Raw genomic sequence first — 20066 nt, forward strand, 5'->3', positions numbered from 1 at the left:
CACCGTCATGGGATGAGCCTCGCGACGATCACGTCGGCTGCCTCGTCGGCCGTCATGTCCGCCGTGTCGATGCGGATTTCCGGGTCTTCCGGCGCTTCATAGGGACTGTCTATCCCGGTGAAATTCTTGAGCTGACCCGATCGCGCCTTTTTATAAAGGCCCTTCACGTCGCGCGCTTCGGCATCGGCCAGCGCGGTGTCGATATGCACCTCGATGAACTCGCCGGGCTGCATCATTGATCGCACCATTTCGCGTTCCGACCGGAACGGCGAAATGAAGGCGGTTATGACGATCAAGCCGGCATCGGTCATGAGCTTGGCGACTTCTCCCACACGACGGATATTTTCCACCCGGTCGGCGTCGGTGAAGCCCAGATCCTTGTTGAGACCATGGCGCACATTGTCTCCGTCGAGCAGGAAGGTATGACGGTTCATCCGCGCCAGCCTCTTTTCGACAAGGTTAGCGATGGTCGATTTGCCTGCACCGGAAAGCCCGGTGAACCAAAGGACGGCGGGCTTCTGGTTCTTGAGGCCCGCATGGAAATCGCGGCTGACGTCGGTGGCCTGCCAATGGACATTCTGTGCGCGGCGCAGGCTGAAGTGCAGCATTCCTGCCGCCACGGTGGCGTTGGTGATCTTGTCTACCAGGATGAAACCGCCGAGCGTCCTGTTCTGCGCATACGGCTCGAACACGATCTGGCGGTCGGTCGACAGGTTGGCGACGCCGATGGCGTTCAGATCCAGCGTCTTGGCCGCCAGTTGCTCCATCGTATTGACGTTGACCTGATATTTGGGCTGCTGGACCGTCGCGGTGACTGTCTGGGTGCCGACCTTGAGCCAATAGGAACGGCCGGGCAGCATGTCTTCATCCGCCATCCATACAATGGTCGCTTCGAACTGGTCGGCGACCTGGGGCGGGTTGTCGGCCAGCGCGATGACGTCGCCGCGCGAACAGTCGATCTCGTCGGCAAAACACAGGGTTACCGACTGGCCTGCGGTCGCGACTTCGAGGTCGCCCCCAAGCGTGACGATGCGGCTGATCGTGCTGGTCTTGCCCGATGGCAGAACGCGCACGGCGTCGCCGGGTCGTACCGTGCCGGTTGCAATCAGGCCGGAAAAGCCCCGGAAATCGAGGTTGGGGCGGTTAACCCACTGTACCGGCATGCGGAAGGGCTTGTCCGCGTCGGTGGCGCTGTTGACCTCGACCGTTTCGAGATGGTCCATCAGCGACGGCCCATGATACCAAGGCGTGTTTTCGCTCCGGGTCGTGATATTGTCGCCTTTGAAGCCCGAAATCGGGATCGGCACGAAATGGTCGATGCCGATCGAATGGGCGAATGCGGTATAGTCTTTCAAAATGGCGTCATAGACAGCCGGGTCATAATCGACGAGATCCATCTTGTTGATGGCGAGCACGATATTCTTGATACCGATCAGATGCGCCAGATAGGAGTGGCGACGCGTCTGCACCAGCACGCCCTTGCGCGCATCGACCAGAATGACCGCAAGATCGGCGGTCGACGCGCCTGTGACCATGTTGCGCGTATATTGTTCGTGGCCTGGCGTATCGGCGACGATGAACTTGCGCTTTTCGGTGCCAAAGAAGCGGTAGGCGACGTCGATGGTGATGCCCTGCTCGCGCTCGGCGGCAAGGCCGTCGACCAGCAGCGCGAAGTCGATTTCCTGCCCCTGCGTGCCGACTTTCCTGGAATCCGCCTCCAGCGCGGCGAGTTGATCTTCGAAGATCATCTTGCTGTCGTAGAGCAGGCGACCAATCAGTGTCGACTTGCCGTCATCCACCGACCCGCAGGTGATGAAGCGCAGCATGGTCTTGTGCTGATGAACTTCCAGATATTTGTCGATGTCCTCCGCGATGAGAGCGTCGGTCTGGTAGACCGGATCGTTGGTGATCGTATCGGACATCAGAAATACCCCTCCTGCTTTTTCTTCTCCATGCCCGCGCCGCCCGAGTCCTTGTCAATCGCGCGCCCCTGTCGCTCCGACGTCGTCGTCAACAGCGTTTCCTGGATCACCTCGGGCAGTGTCTTGGCCATGCTTTCGACCGCGCCGGTCAGCGGGTAGCAGCCTAGCGTGCGGAAGCGGATGGAGCGTTCAACAGGTACTTCGCCGGGCTTGAGGGGGAAGCGGTCGTCATCGACCATCAGCAACATGCCGTCGCGTTCGACCGTGGGGCGCTTGTCCGCGAAGTAGAGCGGCACAATCGGCACATCGTTGAGATGGATATATTGCCAGATATCCAGCTCGGTCCAGTTGCTGATCGGAAAGACCCGGATGCTCTCGCCTTTGCTTTTCTTGGCGTTGTAGAGGTTCCACAGTTCCGGGCGCTGGTTCTTGGGATCCCAGCCGTGCGATGCGGTGCGAAAGGAGAAGATGCGCTCCTTGGCCCGGCTTTTCTCCTCGTCGCGCCGCGCGCCGCCGAAAGCCACGTCGAAGCCATAAAGGTCGAGCGCCTGCTTCAGCCCTTCAGTTTTCCACATGTCGGTGTGCAACGCGCCATGGTCGAACGGATTGATTCCCCGGTCCTTTGCGTCCTGGTTCTGGTAGACGAGCAACTCCATGCCGCTCTCCTGCGCCATCCGGTCGCGCAGCTTGTACATCTCGCGAAACTTCCATGTCGTATCGACATGCAGCAGCGGGAATGGCGGCGGCGAGGGGTAGAAGGCTTTGCGCGCAAGATGCAGCATGACAGCACTGTCCTTGCCCACGCTATACATCATCACCGGCTTTTCAGCCTCCGCAACAACCTCGCGCATGATGTGGATGCTTTCCGCCTCCAGACGCTCCAGATGCGTCAATGAGGGTTTCGTAAGTAGCTCAGGCATCATCCTCTCCCTGTGGGATTTAACGCACCAATTGCCCCGCGCCCTTGACCGCGATCCCCCCATATGGGAGCAAAATAAGAATGTCGATTTCCGTGACCTACCAGCGCGAACTGGCCCTGCCGCTTATCGAAGGCATTCATGAAAGCCCGCCATGGGGCGGGCTGATGCGCGAACTTGTCGCCAGAACATATGCGCGGCGCGCCTATCTCGTCATCAATCTCGCCAATGCTGCGGCAGATCAGGCGCCGTCGATCGTGCAGGTGGCAGCACCGCGCGCCACGGCTGATCCGCCGCTAGATTATCAGAAAATCGTTGACCTCGAGCTTCATCCCCAAGGCAGGATGCGACCGCTGCGTGTCTATTCACTGGACGAGATGCTCGACTATGGTCGCCCGGAGCGACTCGCTAGTCAGAAAGTCGCACTTCAGAACATGGGGATACATTATGCTCGCTTCCTGCGCGTGACCGCAGGCGGGGCCGCAGATGCCCAGATGCTGCTCGTGCGCGAACGGGAAGATTTCTCCGCAGCCGCCGTGGCGACATTGTCGTCCATCGCGCCGCATCTTACGGTGGCATTAAAGACGCTTGCAGCACTGATAGAACAAAGATTGCAGGTAGCGCTTGCGCAATCTGCGCTTCAGCGGCTTGGCATCGGTCAGATGGCCTTCGATGCGACAGGGCGTGTCATGGCTGCCGATACTCATGCGAATAGCCTCATGGCATTTGCTCCGGAACCACCGCCTGTCCCCGGTCGCCGGTTGCAACTCATACCGGCCGTGTCGCACGCATTGGAGAACGCCTGTGAGGCCATTGCATCGGGCCGACTTACCAGCGTGCCGCTGCCGCTGGACACGCATGGCGGATTGTGGATTCTGCTTCGCAAGGCCGACTTGCTGCTTGAACAACCCTGCGCAGTACCGACGGCTGTCGGCGCCCTGCGGACCTATAAGCGCGAGAACGCCGCAAAAGCGCACCATGCCATAGCGATGATCCATAATCTGTCCCGGAATGAAGCATCGCTCGCGCATCAACTTTCGCTGGGCGAGACAATTGTCGATGCCGGTCGGAATTTGCGCCTGACGCCAGAGACATCACGCAGCTACTCCAAGCGCATCTATGCAAAGACAGGCGCATCCAATCAGGCAGATCTGGTCCGGTTGATCCTTACAGGGCTTGCGCCGCTGTCCTAGTTTTTAGTTCTAGCATGTGATGGTGCGGCTTGACGATAAAGACGTCCGGCTTTGATCCCAGACTTGCTCGACGGCCTCATAGGGGGTTTTGAACCTGAGAGCCTTGGGCTGCTTGGCAGAGTTATAGGCTGTCAGCCAGACATACCGATCGCTGCGGTCATCCACAGAAGGCGTCGCGCAGATACGCCGGATCGAGCCATATTTTCCCTTGTCTCACGGCGTGCCGCGGCTGGATGATCGTCGGATCATCGGCGGTATCATCTTCGTCATCAGGAACGGCTTGCGGTGGCGCGATGCGCACGCCGACTATGGTCCGCCCAAAACCATCTATCATCGTTTCATCCGGTGGAGCCGGCTCGGGCTGTTCAACAAAGATCTTCTCCGCCCTTTCGGCGCAAGGCGGCAAGCCCGACCAGTTGATGATCGATGCGACGCATCTCAAGGCACACCGGACAGCTGCTAGCCCTTTAAACAGGGGCTTTTCCCAGACGTATCGGACGCACCAAAGGCGGCCTGAACTCGAAGCTCCACGCCGTGTGCGACGGCAAGAGCAGGCCGCTGGTCATGCTGCTGAACGAGGGCCAGATGAGCGATTACAAGGGCGCAGCCCCGATGTCCGACGCTTTGCCCCGTGCCAAAGCCCTGCTCGGCGATCGAGGCTATGACGCCGACTGGTTCCGCAAGGCGCTCGCCGAACGAAACATCGCGGCCCGCATCCCGTCAAAGAGGAACCGGATAATCCCGATCCCATACGATGCTATGCTCTATCGTCAGCGCCACAAGATCGAGAATATGTTCGGCAGGCTCAAGGACTGGCGTCGCATCCATACCCGCTACGATCGAGAGTCCGACCCTAAAGAAGGGGCGGACAGATGAAGCGGAAGCAGTTTTCGGAGGAGCAGATTATCGGCATCCAGAAGGAGGCCGAGGCTGGCGCGCTGGTGGCAGATCTATGCCGACGGCACGGGATATCTAGCGCCACCTATTACGCCCGGAAGGCCAAGTCGGGCGGTTTGGAGGTGTCCGATGCGAAGCGGCTGCTGGCAGACACAATGCTCGACAACGCGGGTCTAAAGGACCTGCTATCGAAAAATGGTGACGCCTGCCGCGCCGTCCTTGCGGGCGGGGCGGCACGAGCAGATCATGGCTTGAACGCGATGACCGTCTGGCTGAGTTCGCCGAACAGGCTGTCGCCGGTTCCCGCAGTCATGCGAACATGGTCGCCAAAATGCAGGAATGGCGTGACCGGCTTGCCGTGTTGGATCATTTCGATCGCGCGCCGTTCCGATATGCAGGTCGATCCGACCTTTTCGTAATCCGGATTGGATACCGTGCCGGACCCGATAATCGTTCCGGCGCACAGATGACGGGTGCGGGCGGCATGGGCGATCAACTCGTGAAAGCCATATTCCATGGCGTCGCCCGACGGATGGCCGAACCATGCGCCATTGACCTCAACACGCAGGGGCATGCAAACGCGGCCATCGCGCCAAGCTTCGCCCAGTTCGTCGGGCGTGATCGCGATCGGGGCGGCGCTGCATGCCGGTTTGGCCTGAATCCAGCCGAAGCCCGTCTTCATTTCTTGCGGCGCGACTGCACGCAGCGACCAGTCGTTGATGAGCAGGATCAGGCGGATATGCCTTATGGCGTCGGCGGCCGAACATCCCATGGGGACGTCATCCGTGACGATGCCGAACTCTCCTTCGAAATCGATGAAATCCGCTTCGGTCGGTAGGGCGACATCTTGGGTGGGGGCCAGGAAGCAATGGCTCATGCCCTGATACATAAGGGGTAGGTCGGTTTCGATCGGGGGGTGGTTGAACGCTTTCTGCATCAACACGCCGTGATTGGCAAAGGCGGACCCGTCGAGCCACTGCCACGTGCGCGGCAGCGGGGCGAGCAGCGTATCCGGGCTGATGCTATCGCCGCCGCCGGCCTCCAGGGTGGTGGAGAGGGCTTGCGCGTCAATCAGCAGGGCGTCCGCATTGCCTCGCCTGAAATGCTCCCGGCAAACCTGCCGTTGCCTCATCTAAACTGCTCCCGGCATTGGCCGGGAGGGAACGATGCGGAAGGTGAGCATGGCGACGCGCAGGGAATTGATTGAAGCAGTCGGCGAGCGGTATCGCTCGGCCGATCGCGCGAGCAAGGGCAAGGTTCTCGACGAATTCGTCGCGATCACAGGTTTCCACCGGAAGCATGCAATGAGACTATTGCGGGCGGAGCCGTTGATCAGGGAAACGACGCGACCCGAGCGGAGAATTTACAACGAGGCGGTGCGCGGAGCGTTGCTCGTATTGTGGGAGGCCAGCGACCGCCTGTGCGGCAAGCGACTTCGGCCGCTTATCCCGATTCTGATCGAGGCGATGGAGGGCCATGGCCATCTTGATCTCGATCCGGCGATCAAAGGAAGCTTGTTGCAGATGAGCCCGGCCACGATTGACCGTGTTTTACAGACCGCGAAAGGGAACAGCCATAAGGTCCGGCGTCGCGGCGTGGCGGGATCTGAACTTAGGCGCAGTGTTCCGATCCGAACATTCAGCGATTGGGGAGATCCGGCGCCGGGACATATGGAGGCCGACCTTGTTTCTCATAGCGGTCCGGTGGCGAAAGGGAGTTGGACTTGGACGCTGACGTTGACGGATATCGCGACAGGCTGGACCGAATGCGCACCGTTGCTGGTGCGCGAGCAAACGTTGTTGGTGGAGGTACTCAAGGAGCTGCGCAAGCTGATGCCGTTCCCGTTGCTGGGATTTGATTCCGACAATGACAGCGTGTTCATCAATGAAACCGTGCGCGATTACTGCGCGACGACGGAAATCGCGTTTACCCGCTGCCGCCCCTATCGCAAGAACGATCAGGCCTGGGTCGAGCAGAAGAACGGTTCGGTTGTACGCCGTCTGGTGGGCTATCGCCGGTTCGAGGGACTGGAAGCAGCTGGGTTGCTCGCCGAATTGTATGCGGCGGCGCGCCTGTTCGTGAACTTCTTCCAGCCCTCATTCAAGTTGGCGGAGAAGCGCCGCGACGGCGCCAAAGTCCACAAGCGCTATCACGCTCCCGCGACACCGTTCCAGCGTTTGATGGATGACCCGCGGACCAGCGAGCAGACACGCGAACGGCTACGGGACCTCGCCGCCAGACTGGATCCGGTTCGACTGCTGCGAGACATCCGCACCGCGCAGCAGAAACTGGTGGTCCTGGCCGACGCCGTCGTCTTGGCAGATCCCACCGAAACCTCCCCCCACCGCTGGGGGCGTTCCTCTCGAGCCTGAAAGTTTTATGGCACAATGGTGAGGCGCGGCCCACGGCGGTTGATAAAGCGCCGCGCAAGCGAGAACGGCGTCGACCGGATCCACTGCTTCAGGTTACCGACCAGTTAAAGGCCTGGTTCGAAGACGAGCCTTGGCGTACCGGGCGGGAGTTACTGGAGAAATTGCAAGCCGAGCAGCCGAACATCTACCCGGACGGCCTCCTGCGGACTATCCAGCGCCGTCTGAAAGGCTGGCGCACCGAACACGCGCGAGCGCTGGTGTTCAGCCACTCTTCCGGGCTGGCCAGCGCCGCGCCAGGCGACACGGAAACCATCCTCACGGCCATGTGACGGATTACCGTTCCGCCTCGCCTACGGCTCAGCTGCACGGCAATCCGTCACATGCAATGGCATTGCTGCGCGAGGGCCTGTAAGGAACAATTACGTGAGGCAACGGTCGCGTTGCTCGGGAACATTTCTTCGTGAGGCAACACGTCTCTCATCCTGATTGTCGCGCGGCAAAACCAATCGCCTCAATCGCCAGCGTCGCGCCACAGATAGCGCGGACCGGGCTGAACTCGACAGGGTCCTGAAGGCGATAAAGGGACTCGTAACGCTCGCGACGGAAGGCAAGGGAACGCGCTCGCTCGTCGATCAATTGCTCGAATTGGAGGCGCAGGAAGATGCCATTCGCGCCCGGCTCGCTGCGGCACCCGCCGATGTGCCGGATATCCATCCGAACATCTCGGAGATTTATCGTCGCAAGGTCGAGCGGTTTGCAGAAGCTCTGGCGCATCCACAGGAGCGGCAGGAGGCTGCCGACGCGTTGCGCGCGCTCATTGAGCGCATCGTTCTGACGCCCGGTGCCAAGCGCGGCGAGGTTAACGCGATGCTCCACGGTGAGTTCGGCACAATCCTCGAATGGCTGGAACAGCGGAAATCCGCCCAAAACGACACCACCCCCGGCGCTAATGCGCCAGGGGTGGCCGGTATGTCGGTTTCTGTGGTTGCGGGAGAGCGCTTCGTCCTCAAACTACATTTTTTCAGGAGTTAATGAGGCGGCCGCGATGGCTTCAAATCCAAACGAGAAACCGTTCGTGGAAGAGGCATATTATGGCCTCTCTCGCTGTATCATTTCGGTCAAACGCAAAGCCCGAGGGCGCCCTAGAAAAGGAGTCTGATGGTTTTTTGAATGTAGGGCTAAAGCCGCCACCTAGCTGGTTCGCCCCCCCGGCAGCAACCGAAATTGTTAACTATCCGATTGAAAACAAAGGATTTTTTCTGTGGCAATTGCGATCATGCCCGCAATTATGCCCGCAGAGAAATCCGGCTTAAAAATTCTTGTCTTTCCCCCTATTTTTCAAACCCTTACTTCATAAACCCTTACCTTTTGCTTCCCCTTCTGATTGCACGGCAGCTGGGTTGCAGGTTCGGTAGGTGAATACCCAGATATCCTGACCCGGTTCACCTTATTGGATAATATGAAAATCGGTGCCTTAAGTCCACACCGATCACTCGGTAAACGCCCGAGACAGGGTCTTCGTGCATTGCCGTTTGTGAGGCTGATCTGCGTTAACGAGACTAAGTTCAGCTGCGTCGACGTTCCTCGTCGGTAGGCAGGAAATACCCTGCGTTCATTGCGGCTTTGGGCGCAAATCGAGCTGTACGAAACCATATCTGCCCCACAGCCTTAGGGCCGTCTTCGATCCGATCGAGTGCGGCGTTGATCCGATCACATTGGTCCTCGTCGAGGTAGAAGCGATGAGCATCGAGAAACTTCCGGCATTTGTGGAAATTGTCCAGATCCGCGGTCTCGATTTCTTCGATCGCCGCGCGTACCTGTTCACGATCGATCTGCGGGCGCAGAAGAGGCACCACATCAAGCGTTGCATCATCTGAAACGACAAATGCGAGACGGTGCCCCGAACCATCTCCAACATAGCGAACGGCAGAGTTAAAGCGCGATCCCCTCGATGGCGTGCAATCATCATTGGCCGCTCCATCAAGGATGACACCGATGGCATGGCACACTCCGTTAGGATCAGCCAGTATTGCGCCGTCGATCGCGGCGGCCCTCTCCAGTAGTTCCAGCGTGATTGCGGTTGGAACAATCCTGGTCCCCTGCCCTTTCAACCGATCAGCCTCGGCGGCGGCATCGGCTGCGAATATGATCAGCGATCCTCTCTTGAGCCCCATAAGCAGCCTAAGAATATTGTTCATGCGCGCAATCGCCGGATCTGTGACCCTCTCAAAGATGCGCTTGGCATTATCCCTGAACCGCTCCGCAGAGATGGGCTCCTGAGCGAGTTTTGCAGCGCCATGGCGAACGCGGAGGAATACTGTCTCGCCCTGCTTTAAATCCCATTCATGTGGCCCGATCAGATCGATCACAAAGGGCGGCGCGCTGACGTCGGAGACGGACCCAATTCCATAGACCTCATCGTAGCCAATGATGAGTTGAGCGCCATCCTTGGACATCTCTACCATTTTGCGAAGCCATCTAGCTTCTCCAAGGGATACCGGCTCCGCCAGCCGCATGACATAATGGATGTTGGGATCGTCTGGCCCGGCCAGAACAAGCCCTGCGCGACCAGGTTCGCGCTCGTACAAAAGCTTTGCTACAGCCTCAACCCGGTCGAAAAGGCCCCAATTGGAGATATCCCCACTGATAAACGGGATACGCATGAAAGATTGTGCGGCTCTCCCGACGATCTCAGCCGCCGACAGCTTCGCGTCGCCGTTGATCATGCGGCCCGGTTGAGGCCAGGGCTGAAGCAACTCGTTGGCCGCCTCTTGCAAGATCAAGCTGATGCATATGCGAATGAAATTGGTCTCATTCTCTCCGAAAGCCCCTGCGTATCGGATCGTAGGATGCATCTCCAACTGAGCGACCGGAACCTGAAGAACCGCTACGACATAATATTTCTCATAGGGTATCGCCAATGAGCAGAAACTACGCACCCCAAACCGCTCATCGTCCGGGCCAAGATGTCGCCTCACTTCGTCAGTGATCGCTCGCCGCCGCAGATTTTCAGGCTTTTCGGCCATCGTCACCGGATCGCCGTAGAACAGGTTTTGATCTGGATGCTGCTCATAAGCCAATTGCGCTGCTTGCGGTAATGTCGCGAACATCTCCTGGGTCCAGCGGCCATCCTCAGGGCTAAGGCACACGGGGTTCCTCACATCCTCGCCCGGGATCGCAAGTCCCACCAAAAGTGCATTGGGCTCGCCCTCAAAGCCGATGAGGCGGAAAACCTCCTTGGCAAGCGACTCCACATTGCCCTGGAAATGCTCCTGATAGCCCCACATGAACTGTTGAAGTGGCTTCACATTGAACCTCTTGCCGAAATGTGCCGGGATGGTGCGCGCTTTGACCTTGCTCTACGCCTTGTCCTCGTGGGCATCTGCCCCCTTGAACAATCGCCTGAGGACCATCATGTGCCACGCCTCACGCCGCTCGGCTATTTTCTGTCGCACGGCGCCAAGCGATTTCTCCCGCCAGCGCTCATCGAGCCGATCGTCATCCTGGAAATGAGCAAATACTGCAGCAGGGTCATTTTTCATGACTTTATGCGCCTTCCTGCCGACAGGATCGCTCAGGAGATAATCGGCTAGTCCTTGAAGCACAGAAGTGACATGGCGATGGCCGCCGGCGGCGAGCGCTTCGAAAAGATATTCGCGCAAGACGATTGGCGATGCCTCAAGCTGGCGACGCGCAAGGTCGGTGTCGCGATGGAGCGTCACGACGTTGGCCAATCGGCTTTGCATGCAGTGAAGCGGGTGCATGATGGGGATCAGCATCTGCCCTGTTCTGCTTCCCGCCCGGACATGCATTCGTACTTCGACGGCCTGCTTTTCCAGGCTCGCGGTGTTCACTCCTTTGACGTGCCAGAGAAAGTCGATTTCGACATCCTGCTCGCCGATCGTCGCCTGAACTATCGCCGTTTGAGGTGTATGGTCATCGCTATGCGGAATGAGGAGCGTCCCATTAAGCGCGTGGGCCAACTTTTCGGCAGCCTCCCGCTGACCGAAATAATCGAGATCCTTCGAGGTATACGGGCCATACACGGCAAGCTCGGCTACCGAGCTATATCGCTCAGCCCATAAATTCAGCGCCTGTCCGCCGACGATAAACGCCTTGTCGCTTAGCTGAAGGATGCTCGCCAGATCATAAACGATCTCAGGCGACAGAATGTCTTCGCTCAGGCGAAGACCTCCTGAAAGGAAATCGACGAGTCGATGACCTCGACAGACGAGAAAAAGCCATTTCGCTCACGCAGTTCGGCGGGCGAGATACGGCCTTCGCGCAGCAGCAAGGCGTCAGAAGCGCGCTGGCGCTCCTTTTCCTGCTGGCGCTCGGCCGGATCGTAATAGCGAACCTGCATCATGCTTATCTCCGAACTGAGATATAAGCGGTGGCGCGTTACCAGTCAATGAACGGCCCAGACCAAGCTGCCTGGCTCGATCATCCAAATAATAAAGCGTCCCTGCTCTCCTCGACAAGACTGAGCTTTTGTACGCTTCGAAGCCACCCGGACTGGAGCCCGACATACATAGCGCTGTCACTGAAAATCAGGAACGTCATGGACTTCTTCGCATGCCTTGCAAGCTTCGCCCAACTGGCCCTGTCGATAAATGAGGGTGCGGCCAGACCGCCTGGATGCGTATGCCATTCTCCCAGCCAGTCGCATGTCTGCTGCGAACGCATCCATTCCCGTAGCGCCCTGACCCGATGCCCTCGTTCTGATCGTCGAAAGAGAGTTGGCGATGAATGATCCCATATTTCAGGGAAGGTAACGGCTTCGACCTGAAGAGCGTCCGCTTTTCTGAAGCCAAGGATGATCCCTCCGCGCTCATGGCCACAGGTCCAGCGTTCGCCATGCGCCCGGATATCTTCAATCACAGCTTTAGGCAGCAACACCTTAGTCATCGGTTCGCACGAACGCTGGCGCACGCAGGGCAGGCTTTGGATGGCGATGGATGCCTTGGCTCCTGAGCACGACCTCGACGCACATCCACGACCGCTGATCGCAAACGCGGTCCAGGATCGCCATTTACCCAATCGAGCGCCGCGCGGACAGCCAGGCTTGCAGCCATGACGGGCGCATCAACTGTAAACGGCACGAACGCACCATCGCCGCAGGTGGCCGGTTGCAGATTGAGCTCGTCTTTCTCATTGCCGGCTGGGAACCGCCACGGACCATCAAAAACGGGCTTGAGACAACGAAAGCATGCATATTCGTCATTGAGGTTCAAAAAGCTCTGTACGCCAGCACCGTTCATGAAGACCCAGCTGTGGAGTAACGCCTTGGCCTTCTTTCGACCGCCATCGAGAAACCATTGGTTGAGCGCAGACTGCACGTTCCACTCGCCGGTAGCATCAATCACAAGATCATGATTTCCAACATCGGCAAGGTGCCTCAGGGCGTCGTCCTCGATCGAAGCGACCTTGACCTGCGGATGAAAACGCGAAAGCTCTGCGCCAACGGCGCTCGCCTTGCCCTTTCCTATGTCACCAAAACCAAGCAGGTGGCGCCCGATATTGCCCTGGTCGAGCGCTTGCGTGTCGAAGAGAGTAAGCTTCCCCCATTCCCAGCGCCGCATTGGACGAGCATCCGCGCAAGATGGCTGCCGATCGTGCCACATCCGACCAGAGCAATGGACGTTCCCGAAAGGTCCAGTGCGGCCGGATTATTCCTGTCTGTCACGTCCGATAAACTCGACCATTTCCCAGAAAACCTATCTAGCTCGATATTCGCCGCTCTTACATCCAGCAGATGAGGAAGCTTTTCCGGGCGGATCCGCTTTCTAACGACCGCAGCAGCAATATCTGCGGGAAGCTTCACCCGGAACCCCACCAGGGCATTCGGCGCACAAATGAAGAGGTAAGCGCGCGTGGCCAGAAGCGTGAGAACGCTCTCCCATTTTTGGCTTTGAAACGCACGATGCCCCTCCAGCCAAGTTTTAAGATCGGAAAGTGTCCGAGGAACGATCATGTCACCGACCGGACCGATGAGTTCGTCGCTCACCCAGAAGGTGACACCGCTCGGCAGTTCGGTGTCATAGCCAGGCAGTCGGGCCTGATCTGCAACTGCTATGAAAAGCGTCTTTTCTCCCTGACGCGCGTAGAAAGCCCTCGCTTTGCCATTATCCCTGATCGCACTGCGCGCCAGAAGGCACCGAACAGGCAAATCAGCGTTCCAATAAGCCTGATACTCATCGACCAATTCCGCGCGGCCTTTGCCGCCATAGGAAAGTTCCAGGGTCGCACGAGCCTGCTCCAGCACGCGCAGGACCGCCTCGCCTGGCTTGTACAGATCAATCGGAAGACCAGCGCCCGAGGCATAGCAAATCCCGGTGCCCGACTCGACATGGGCGAGCACCTCTACGGGAATTTGGCTTTTGTCCTTGAGATGAACCCGCGGCTTCTCCGCAAAACGAACGTCAGGTACAGAAACGAGAACATCGACGGGTTTGCCATGAACCCGTATCTGACCATCATAGTCAGCAACGCCCCGGGCGGCTGGTTTAAAGCCCTTTGCCCGAAGCGTCGCGTCGATTTCAAGAAGCGCAGCCCTCTGGTCCATTCAACCGGAGGTGGATGCAATAACCAGAGGCGCCGCTACCGTCGCAGCCGTGGCTTTCTGAACCGCAGAAATTTGCGAAGCGATTTTCACAGCATCGGGCCTGTAGGGGATGCGACTCCCAAATCGGTTCTGGAGCTTTCTGACGACCTGTTCTGCGTCGCCAGTGCGTTCCAGCGCAGCGTCCATCTCGGAAAACAGGGCACGAGCACCTGCCACGATCACCGCGCGATTATCGCTATCCCACTCATTTATGCATAGATGGCGCAATACCGGATTGGCAACTTTTCCTGTAAGGATGTCCGGCAAGCGCCGCGCGACTTCAAGGACAAGTTCGTCGTCGCGATCATTGCCCGGCAAGCCATCCAATTGGGCTAGCGCCATGTCGATTGCATGCATCAAGCATAGCGATGACAGCGTAGATTTCTCCCATGTAAAATCGCGCCAGCCTTTGAAAAAGCGGGAGAGTCGGCGAAACACAGGACCGTACCGTTCCGAACGTTCCTCAACCCAGTCATGCATCAACTGCGGGTCAGATTGCACCCAACCTCCATCGCGCTGCGCCAGCATGATCTGATCGGACGGTAGCTTCCACCCGCCTCGAACCGAATCCTGGGCAAAGCTCGCCATACCAGCGTCTTCAAGGTTCTTGCTCAGTTGTACGAACCGATCCTGCGGTATCGAATAGATCGGAATATCGACATGTGCCCCCGGCCACAGCTTGACCCGAGCGCAACAGCTCTTGGTCGGATCGAGCGTCCAGCCCTTTTCGCGGCAGAGCACTCCTAAAACGCTGTCGACGAACTTGAAGAGGCCTTTGGCTGCTAGCGCGGGTTCCCCATTTTCGAGAAACTGGACCGGCACATACATGCCGTCGTCGAGGTCGATTTCCTGGGCCGGCTTTTGAGCTGGGTCATTCAGCGTCCGGTAGGCAAAACTGCCTTGCGTCATGAACTTGATGACAACCGATGGACGGTCCCGCCACGACACTCGCGCGCGATAGCTATCCTGCCAGTAATCGTCGAACCGCGGGATCTGATCGGCCGCAGCCTTGAGCGCCGCACGAATGTCCTTGCGAGCATCGAGCAGCCGCGATTTTTCATCGTTGCTAACCTCCAGACTTGCAAGGTAACTCGGATCGGTCCGCAGACCGCAGAAGAGAGCATGTGCATTGGCTAAAGTCATTTCACACCTGAACCATTCCCGCTTTGTTCTCAGGATGGGGTGGTCAGGAATGCAAATCAAGGGTTATGGTTTACGCCATGTATAGAATTTTGCCCAAGCAGTGGATTTTCGGCGCTTCTGCCTGGCTTGTCCTAGCGCTGATGTTCCTTTTTGGGACAGTGAATGAGTTTCGAGAGGGCACAGCTCGGTTAGGCGCCATTCCGAATCTAGCGTGGTGGATTGTGCTTGGCGTACTCTACGATCCGATATGGCGGTATGCTTGGAAGAAGATTTCTTGGCTGAGAAACTGGTTTCCCGACCTCAACGGTGACTGGGACGTCGAAATACGCTCCAATTGGTCCAGGCAACTCCAGTTGCTGGACGCTGCAGCTTCAACCACCGTCGGTTTCGACACGCGAGGCACAGGCTCAGCACACCTCGTCCCCTTGGATACCGTGAAGCTCAAGGCAAGAATCAAGCAGGGATGGTGGAAAATCGAAATGCAGATGTGGAATCCTGCGGGTGACACTCCGATTAAGGATTCAGATACGCTGCTTGTCGATCCTTTCCCGGCAAATGGCTTACGGCGCCCCGGCATTGCATATTTTTTCAAACAGCGGAACCAGACCGACGAGTGGTCCGACGCCAGTGAATTCGATGGTGCCGCGAAAGTAGAATATGACGAAGAAACCGGGCAGCTGTCGGGTCTATTTTGGACCAATCGTGTCTGGCAACGTGCTATGAACACCGCAGGAACCATAACGTTTACGCGAGTGGTCACTTAAGGCTTGATGATCAACCTTGCGGAACTGATATAACGCTCAAGCTCTGCATCATCCTCCATCAATAGGTCGGCAACAGCCTTACATCGGTCGCGTCTTAATCAGGCTGAAACCGACCTTCCGGTTACTGACCGATCACAGCGAAGCTGAGGCAAAACGCCTTTTTTCATCAGATGAAGGTCGCAACCAATGATAACAGCCATATCCTACCTCTTGGACTTTCGAACCGGCATATCAAGCTTGCATCCCTTCAAGCATCTTGGACATCAACTGAGCTTCGCGTGAACCACATGGCGAGCGGTGCTCCGCGAATAGCTCAATCCCAGGTCCAGCCAGTGCGTCACCTGATAATAGATGCCTTTTTCATCGGCTTTATAGGCCAGTAGCAGCTTCCTGATACGTCCTCGTGAAAGGCTGTAGGATATCTTCATCGCAGTCGCCCTGCGAACCAGATGATCGTCCGTCACCAGGTTGGAGAGGATATCCTGATCGCTGAGGCGAGCAAATTCCGCCGCTGGAACGAGTTGGATCAGCTTGGCACGCATTTCTTCAGGGAGAGGTCGACCAAGCAGATCGCCGAAATCTTCGGCCAGCTTAAGGATGGCATTTGCTGCCGCGGCAAACTCCCCTTCAAGGTCTTCCTGAACGATACCATACCAGGAAAAGCGAGATGTTCGAGCCAAGCGATCAATGTCGTCTTTAGACCCCAGTGCCTTGAGATAGGCTATCACCGGGATTGTTGGAGAGATATTATACTGATCGAGGAGATCACGGACCAGCCCCAGGTCGGCCTTGTCCCGTTGCCCGACAACCACCTCAAGCCCCTCGCGAACAAGGTCGCGCGCCTTAGTCGCCGCCATATCATCAGGCGTCGCGGAGGCTCCCAGCATTAGCCCGCCTAGAACCGTGCTGCTTTCAGGTTTGAATCCATCCGGCCAATTTTCGGCAACATATTTCACATAACCATGTTTGAGATGCTCTCTGAGTGCTGGACCGGTCTGGACCGGGTCCCTCAGAGCCAGCACGCGGCGTGCCTCATGGCGATGCGAGGGATGGTCAAGCAGGGGTTGTAATGCGGCGACTGTCAGCAAACGCAATTTTTCAGCACGATACCGCCCGAAAAGCGTCTTGCCGACCGGATCGGCACTAGGCTGCGCAAACAACAAGCCTCTGGGCCTGCTCTGCGCCCTTACCATCACAGTTTCTGCCTCATCGAGCGATAGCGGTTGGCCGATACGTTCTCTTGCCCTGACCGCCTCCAACCGGACGATGGCCGCTTCGTCATCCAGAGCGCGATCGATCGTCTCATAGGACAGAGCCGACCGCTTGCTGAGGACTGAGACGGATTCAGCGCGGACACGCGGCGCCCGGTGATCCAGTCCAACCAGAACTTCGTCAGACGCCAAGTCGGCAAAATGAGAGAGACCCTCGACGAGAACGGCATTCTTCATCGATTCGAAAGAAGCGGAAAGAAGATAGCGCGCCGCTGCAAGTTCATCGGTTCGAAGCAGCATGCCGATCATGGCAACGAGCGCCGCGTCGCTCGTATCTTGCGACGCTCGGTCAATTTCCCTCTGCACCGATGGCAAATGTGCAGCTGATCCATGGCTCTCAAGATATCGCAAAGCCGCATTTCTGACCGCTTTCGGGGTATCATCGTCAAACCAAAACTCAACTATCTTGTTAGGGCTGACGCCGGCAACGGCCTGGACTGGCTCCCCAAGCAAACGCATCACAATCAGCGCGCCAAGGCGCTCGCTTTCCTCGCCGAGCACGCTTGAAAGTGAGAGCGCTCCGGGGCGCTCTGCCTCAACCAGTGCCAGCCACGACCACAAGGGCGCATTTTCATTATCGATGCTTGCCAAACCGCGACTTAACAGCCCGCGTTGCTCGATAAATGAAAATTCTACCTGCTGGTTATAAAGGATGTTGGCGTCATGAACGCCGATCAGTTGCTTGTCATTCTGGCTCTTTCCGGACGTGCCCGCGACAAGGCGCAACCTTGCAACGTCGGCAAGACTGGGATCGTCTCCGGCTTCATGTAGCCGTACATATTGCTTGAGAAATTCGACTTCACTCGCAGACGCCCGCATGTTGCCGGCTGGCTGCGCATTCTCATCAGTCGGCTGGCCACCCGGTTTCTTTTGCTCGGCTGGGAGGGTCGGCTCGGGCTTGAGCATCTTGATGACATGGCTCGAAAGAAACTCCCTGACCTTAGACGCAAAATGCCCAGCGTCGGTGAAGACATTGTAGAGCAAGGATCGTTCGGCTCGAAGCTTCTCCTGAAAGGCGAGAACTTTTTTGAGCTCTTCGCCGGGGTCACGCTGGCGTTCCGCCTCGATCTCCTTGAAGAACATCGCCATGAGCGGACTTTGGGTTGCCTGATGGCGATCAAAAGAGAGAGAAAATTCTTCTTCGAAGCCCGAGCTATAGGGTCCATCCTGCGATGGTCGCGACCCCCAACTGGTCCACATCACGCCGATAAACAGGTCGCAGGTTTCCATGTCGGCGTTGATGATCGCCTGAGGCCGACCGATCCCCGACAGCGTCTCTTCCCAGCCGATGAGCTCAAGCCGCCCACCCAAAGGCCGGGCTACCGATCGATTGACTTCTTCAGCGGCAGCAAAGGCCGCCTGCCGTTCAGCCTCAAGTCCACCTGGAGAGGCAATGAAAGCGCGGATGAGCTTGATATCCATGAAAATAATTCAGCCATGTCAGAATGGAAACGGCAAGGATAATCATGATCGAGGAAGCGTTGATGGTGCGGTCGTCCAACGGTACGCTCGAAAACGGGGTGCTATCTTCCTGCGCTCCTTCAAACTGATCAAACGCTTTTTCCGGAGTTCCGACCGTGCGGACGGACTGTCGAATTGAAAAAATGACCCTCTCGGAATTGGCAGTCAATTCCTCGAGAAAGTGGGACCAGGCCACCCTTTCGGCTTCGATTTAAGTTGCCATGGTCCGTTCGCTGACGCGTTCAACGTCCGGCAAGCTGTTATAATGGATGACGTAAACTTCTTGCCCCATCAATGCGCCCCTCGCTTTGTCATTCGGTCATACCGTTTCGAAAGCGACATTAAACCCACATTCTTCCGCTCCAATTTTTGGACCTGCCTCACCGGTCCATCTGAAATATCGACGCGCCATATCGCCGCCGCATGTGCCTGGCTACGGATGCGGAATACCGACGCTGGCGCGTAGGATTTGGGCTATGGTAGATACCGACTGCAACCCAGTAATTTCCCGTGGAAGCCAAGGCGGACGTAAAAATCCACCTGGCGGCGTTCGCATTGAAACATGGATCAAACCGTATCCATTTCTGTCGAGCGGGTAGACGAGGAGACTGTCGCCCTCGGCGAGATCAAGCCGGCAACCAACGATCAGCCGAACATTGGTGAGCTTAGCGGCCTCATAGCCGCGCACAATTCCTGCTAGGCTGTTGCGGTCGGTGATCGCGAGGGCTTCCAGCCCGCATGCCTCAGCCTGCGCGAACAGTTCCTCACAGCTCGAGGCGCCCCGCAAAAAGGTGAAATGGGAGGCGCATTGAAGTTCGACATAACGCAGGCCATCGGAACGCATTTGTTCCTTATATGTTCTTTTAATGCAAACGGGAAGCGGGACCGAGGCTCATTCAAGGAACTCGAATGGCCTGGCCTTGTTAAGTCGATATCGGATCGCAATTCTGCCCCCCGCAATCGGTCCGATATAATTTCGGCCCTGCCAGCATCCCCCCGCTGGCGGAGCCTTTCTTGATTTTAGAAGGCTCGCTGCCTGCTTGACGAAACATCCAGACGAACTGACCCCGGCGGCCAAAAGAAACCCCGCCGGAGACAACTCAACGACGGGGCCAGGTTCAGGGAGGTGTCGCTCTAAAGGGGGAAAGAACGACAATGCAGAGATAGCAATGCCAGGTCCCATTTCAAGTGCTTGCTGAGGCGAGACACATCCATAATGATGGGAATCGTTCTTCGTTTTGAACTTTTCAGCGTCTTAAAACGCGGATCACGGCCCAAGCCTTGATTGGCGCGAATCATCGCTGACCGAGACCCAGCCACCGCGCGGTAGCGGGTCTGATCATTCCTGAAGCTAAGGCCCTTCACCCGTTCCAGCGGCAAGCGCGTTGATAATCATGCTCGTGATCGTCTCCTCGGCTGTGCGGCGTACGCCCGCGTCCTTCGACACGAAATCGTTCCGCAGCCAAAGCGGCGCTCGCTCGACGGCTCGGGCAATGATGTCCTTGGTCTGGTCGTCCATCTC

General features: G+C 57.6%; 16 protein-coding genes and 3 pseudogenes. 6 read left to right on the forward strand and 13 right to left on the reverse strand.

Features of this window, described 5'->3' with window-relative positions; all coding sequences use genetic code 11:
* Positions 1–5 precede the first annotated feature (5 nt).
* Together cysN and cysD are read right to left on the reverse strand one after the other, a co-directional pair.
* A complete protein-coding gene (gene cysN, locus U5A82_RS02725; RefSeq protein WP_326288462.1) occupies positions 6–1922 on the reverse strand; it encodes a sulfate adenylyltransferase subunit CysN in 1917 nt (638 codons plus the stop codon).
* Positions 1922–2842 carry a sulfate adenylyltransferase subunit CysD gene (cysD, locus tag U5A82_RS02730; RefSeq protein ID WP_326288463.1) on the reverse strand — a complete coding sequence of 307 codons (921 nt, stop codon included), beginning with the start codon at positions 2840–2842 and terminating at the stop codon, positions 1922–1924. Before cysD ends, cysN begins: the two co-directional genes overlap by 1 nt.
* Before the next feature lie 80 nt (positions 2843–2922).
* Here cysD and U5A82_RS02735 point away from each other — a divergent pair, with 80 nt between their 5' ends.
* The 3 genes and pseudogenes from U5A82_RS02735 to U5A82_RS02745 all read left to right on the forward strand — a co-directional run.
* On the forward strand, positions 2923–4032 hold the full coding sequence (locus U5A82_RS02735; protein WP_326288464.1) for a helix-turn-helix transcriptional regulator: 1110 nt from the start codon (positions 2923–2925) through the stop codon (positions 4030–4032).
* 151 nt (positions 4033–4183) lie between these two features.
* Positions 4184–4908, forward strand: a pseudogene (locus U5A82_RS02740) (IS5 family transposase).
* Positions 4905–5142, forward strand: a pseudogene (locus U5A82_RS02745) (transposase); the annotation flags it as partial. The pseudogenes U5A82_RS02740 and U5A82_RS02745, both read left to right, overlap by 4 nt.
* Before the next feature lie 31 nt (positions 5143–5173).
* On the opposite strand, the gene U5A82_RS02750 reads toward U5A82_RS02745, so the two are convergent.
* Positions 5174–6061, reverse strand: a complete 888-nt coding sequence (locus U5A82_RS02750; protein ID WP_326288465.1) for a fumarylacetoacetate hydrolase family protein — start codon at positions 6059–6061, stop codon at positions 5174–5176.
* A 34-nt stretch (positions 6062–6095) separates the two neighbouring features.
* Between U5A82_RS02750 and U5A82_RS02755 the strand changes: the two are divergent.
* Both U5A82_RS02755 and U5A82_RS02760 read left to right on the forward strand, forming a co-directional pair.
* Positions 6096–7630 (forward strand): annotated as a pseudogene (locus U5A82_RS02755) (integrase catalytic domain-containing protein).
* 157 nt (positions 7631–7787) lie between these two features.
* Positions 7788–8333: a hypothetical protein gene (locus U5A82_RS02760; RefSeq protein WP_326288466.1), complete on the forward strand. Its 546-nt coding sequence runs from the start codon at positions 7788–7790 to the stop codon at positions 8331–8333.
* A gap of 533 nt (positions 8334–8866) precedes the next feature.
* Here U5A82_RS02760 and U5A82_RS02765 read toward each other — a convergent pair.
* From U5A82_RS02765 to U5A82_RS02795, 7 genes are all read right to left on the reverse strand, one after another.
* On the reverse strand, positions 8867–10609 hold the full coding sequence (locus U5A82_RS02765; protein ID WP_326288468.1) for a hypothetical protein: 1743 nt from the start codon (positions 10607–10609) through the stop codon (positions 8867–8869).
* Between the two features lie 51 nt (positions 10610–10660).
* The gene (locus U5A82_RS02770) at positions 10661–11347 is read right to left on the reverse strand and encodes a hypothetical protein (RefSeq protein ID WP_326288469.1); all 687 of its coding nucleotides are present in this window, start codon (positions 11345–11347) and stop codon (positions 10661–10663) included.
* 134 nt (positions 11348–11481) lie between these two features.
* On the reverse strand, positions 11482–11667 hold the full coding sequence (locus U5A82_RS02775) for a hypothetical protein (protein ID WP_326288471.1): 186 nt from the start codon (positions 11665–11667) through the stop codon (positions 11482–11484).
* 77 nt (positions 11668–11744) lie between these two features.
* Complete coding sequence (locus tag U5A82_RS02780; RefSeq protein WP_326288473.1) at positions 11745–12209, reverse strand: Mov34/MPN/PAD-1 family protein; 465 nt, start codon at positions 12207–12209, stop codon at positions 11745–11747.
* Positions 12206–12883 carry a ThiF family adenylyltransferase gene (locus tag U5A82_RS02785; protein ID WP_326288474.1) on the reverse strand — a complete coding sequence of 226 codons (678 nt, stop codon included), beginning with the start codon at positions 12881–12883 and terminating at the stop codon, positions 12206–12208. Before U5A82_RS02785 ends, U5A82_RS02780 begins: the two co-directional genes overlap by 4 nt.
* Positions 12787–13866: an E2/UBC family protein gene (locus tag U5A82_RS02790; protein ID WP_326288476.1), complete on the reverse strand. Its 1080-nt coding sequence runs from the start codon at positions 13864–13866 to the stop codon at positions 12787–12789. The genes U5A82_RS02785 and U5A82_RS02790 overlap by 97 nt, the downstream gene beginning before the upstream one ends.
* Positions 13867–15048: a CBASS cGAMP synthase gene (locus U5A82_RS02795; protein ID WP_326288477.1), complete on the reverse strand. Its 1182-nt coding sequence runs from the start codon at positions 15046–15048 to the stop codon at positions 13867–13869.
* A 65-nt stretch (positions 15049–15113) separates the two neighbouring features.
* Between U5A82_RS02795 and U5A82_RS02800 the strand changes: the two genes are divergently transcribed.
* On the forward strand, positions 15114–15812 hold the full coding sequence (locus U5A82_RS02800) for a hypothetical protein (protein WP_326288478.1): 699 nt from the start codon (positions 15114–15116) through the stop codon (positions 15810–15812).
* A gap of 263 nt (positions 15813–16075) precedes the next feature.
* On the opposite strand, the gene U5A82_RS02805 is transcribed toward U5A82_RS02800, so the two are convergent.
* The 3 genes from U5A82_RS02805 to U5A82_RS02815 form a co-directional block, all read right to left on the reverse strand.
* A complete protein-coding gene (locus U5A82_RS02805) occupies positions 16076–18505 on the reverse strand; it encodes a HEAT repeat domain-containing protein (protein ID WP_326288480.1) in 2430 nt (809 codons plus the stop codon).
* A 472-nt stretch (positions 18506–18977) separates the two neighbouring features.
* Positions 18978–19388, reverse strand: coding sequence for a PHP domain-containing protein (locus tag U5A82_RS21670; protein WP_442802134.1), 411 nt, complete (start codon positions 19386–19388; stop codon positions 18978–18980).
* 507 nt (positions 19389–19895) lie between these two features.
* Positions 19896–20063: a hypothetical protein gene (locus U5A82_RS02815; protein WP_326288481.1), complete on the reverse strand. Its 168-nt coding sequence runs from the start codon at positions 20061–20063 to the stop codon at positions 19896–19898.
* Positions 20064–20066: the final 3 nt, after the last annotated feature.

It is taken from the genome of Sphingobium sp. CR2-8 (assembly GCF_035818615.1).
Classification (GTDB): domain Bacteria; phylum Pseudomonadota; class Alphaproteobacteria; order Sphingomonadales; family Sphingomonadaceae; genus Sphingobium.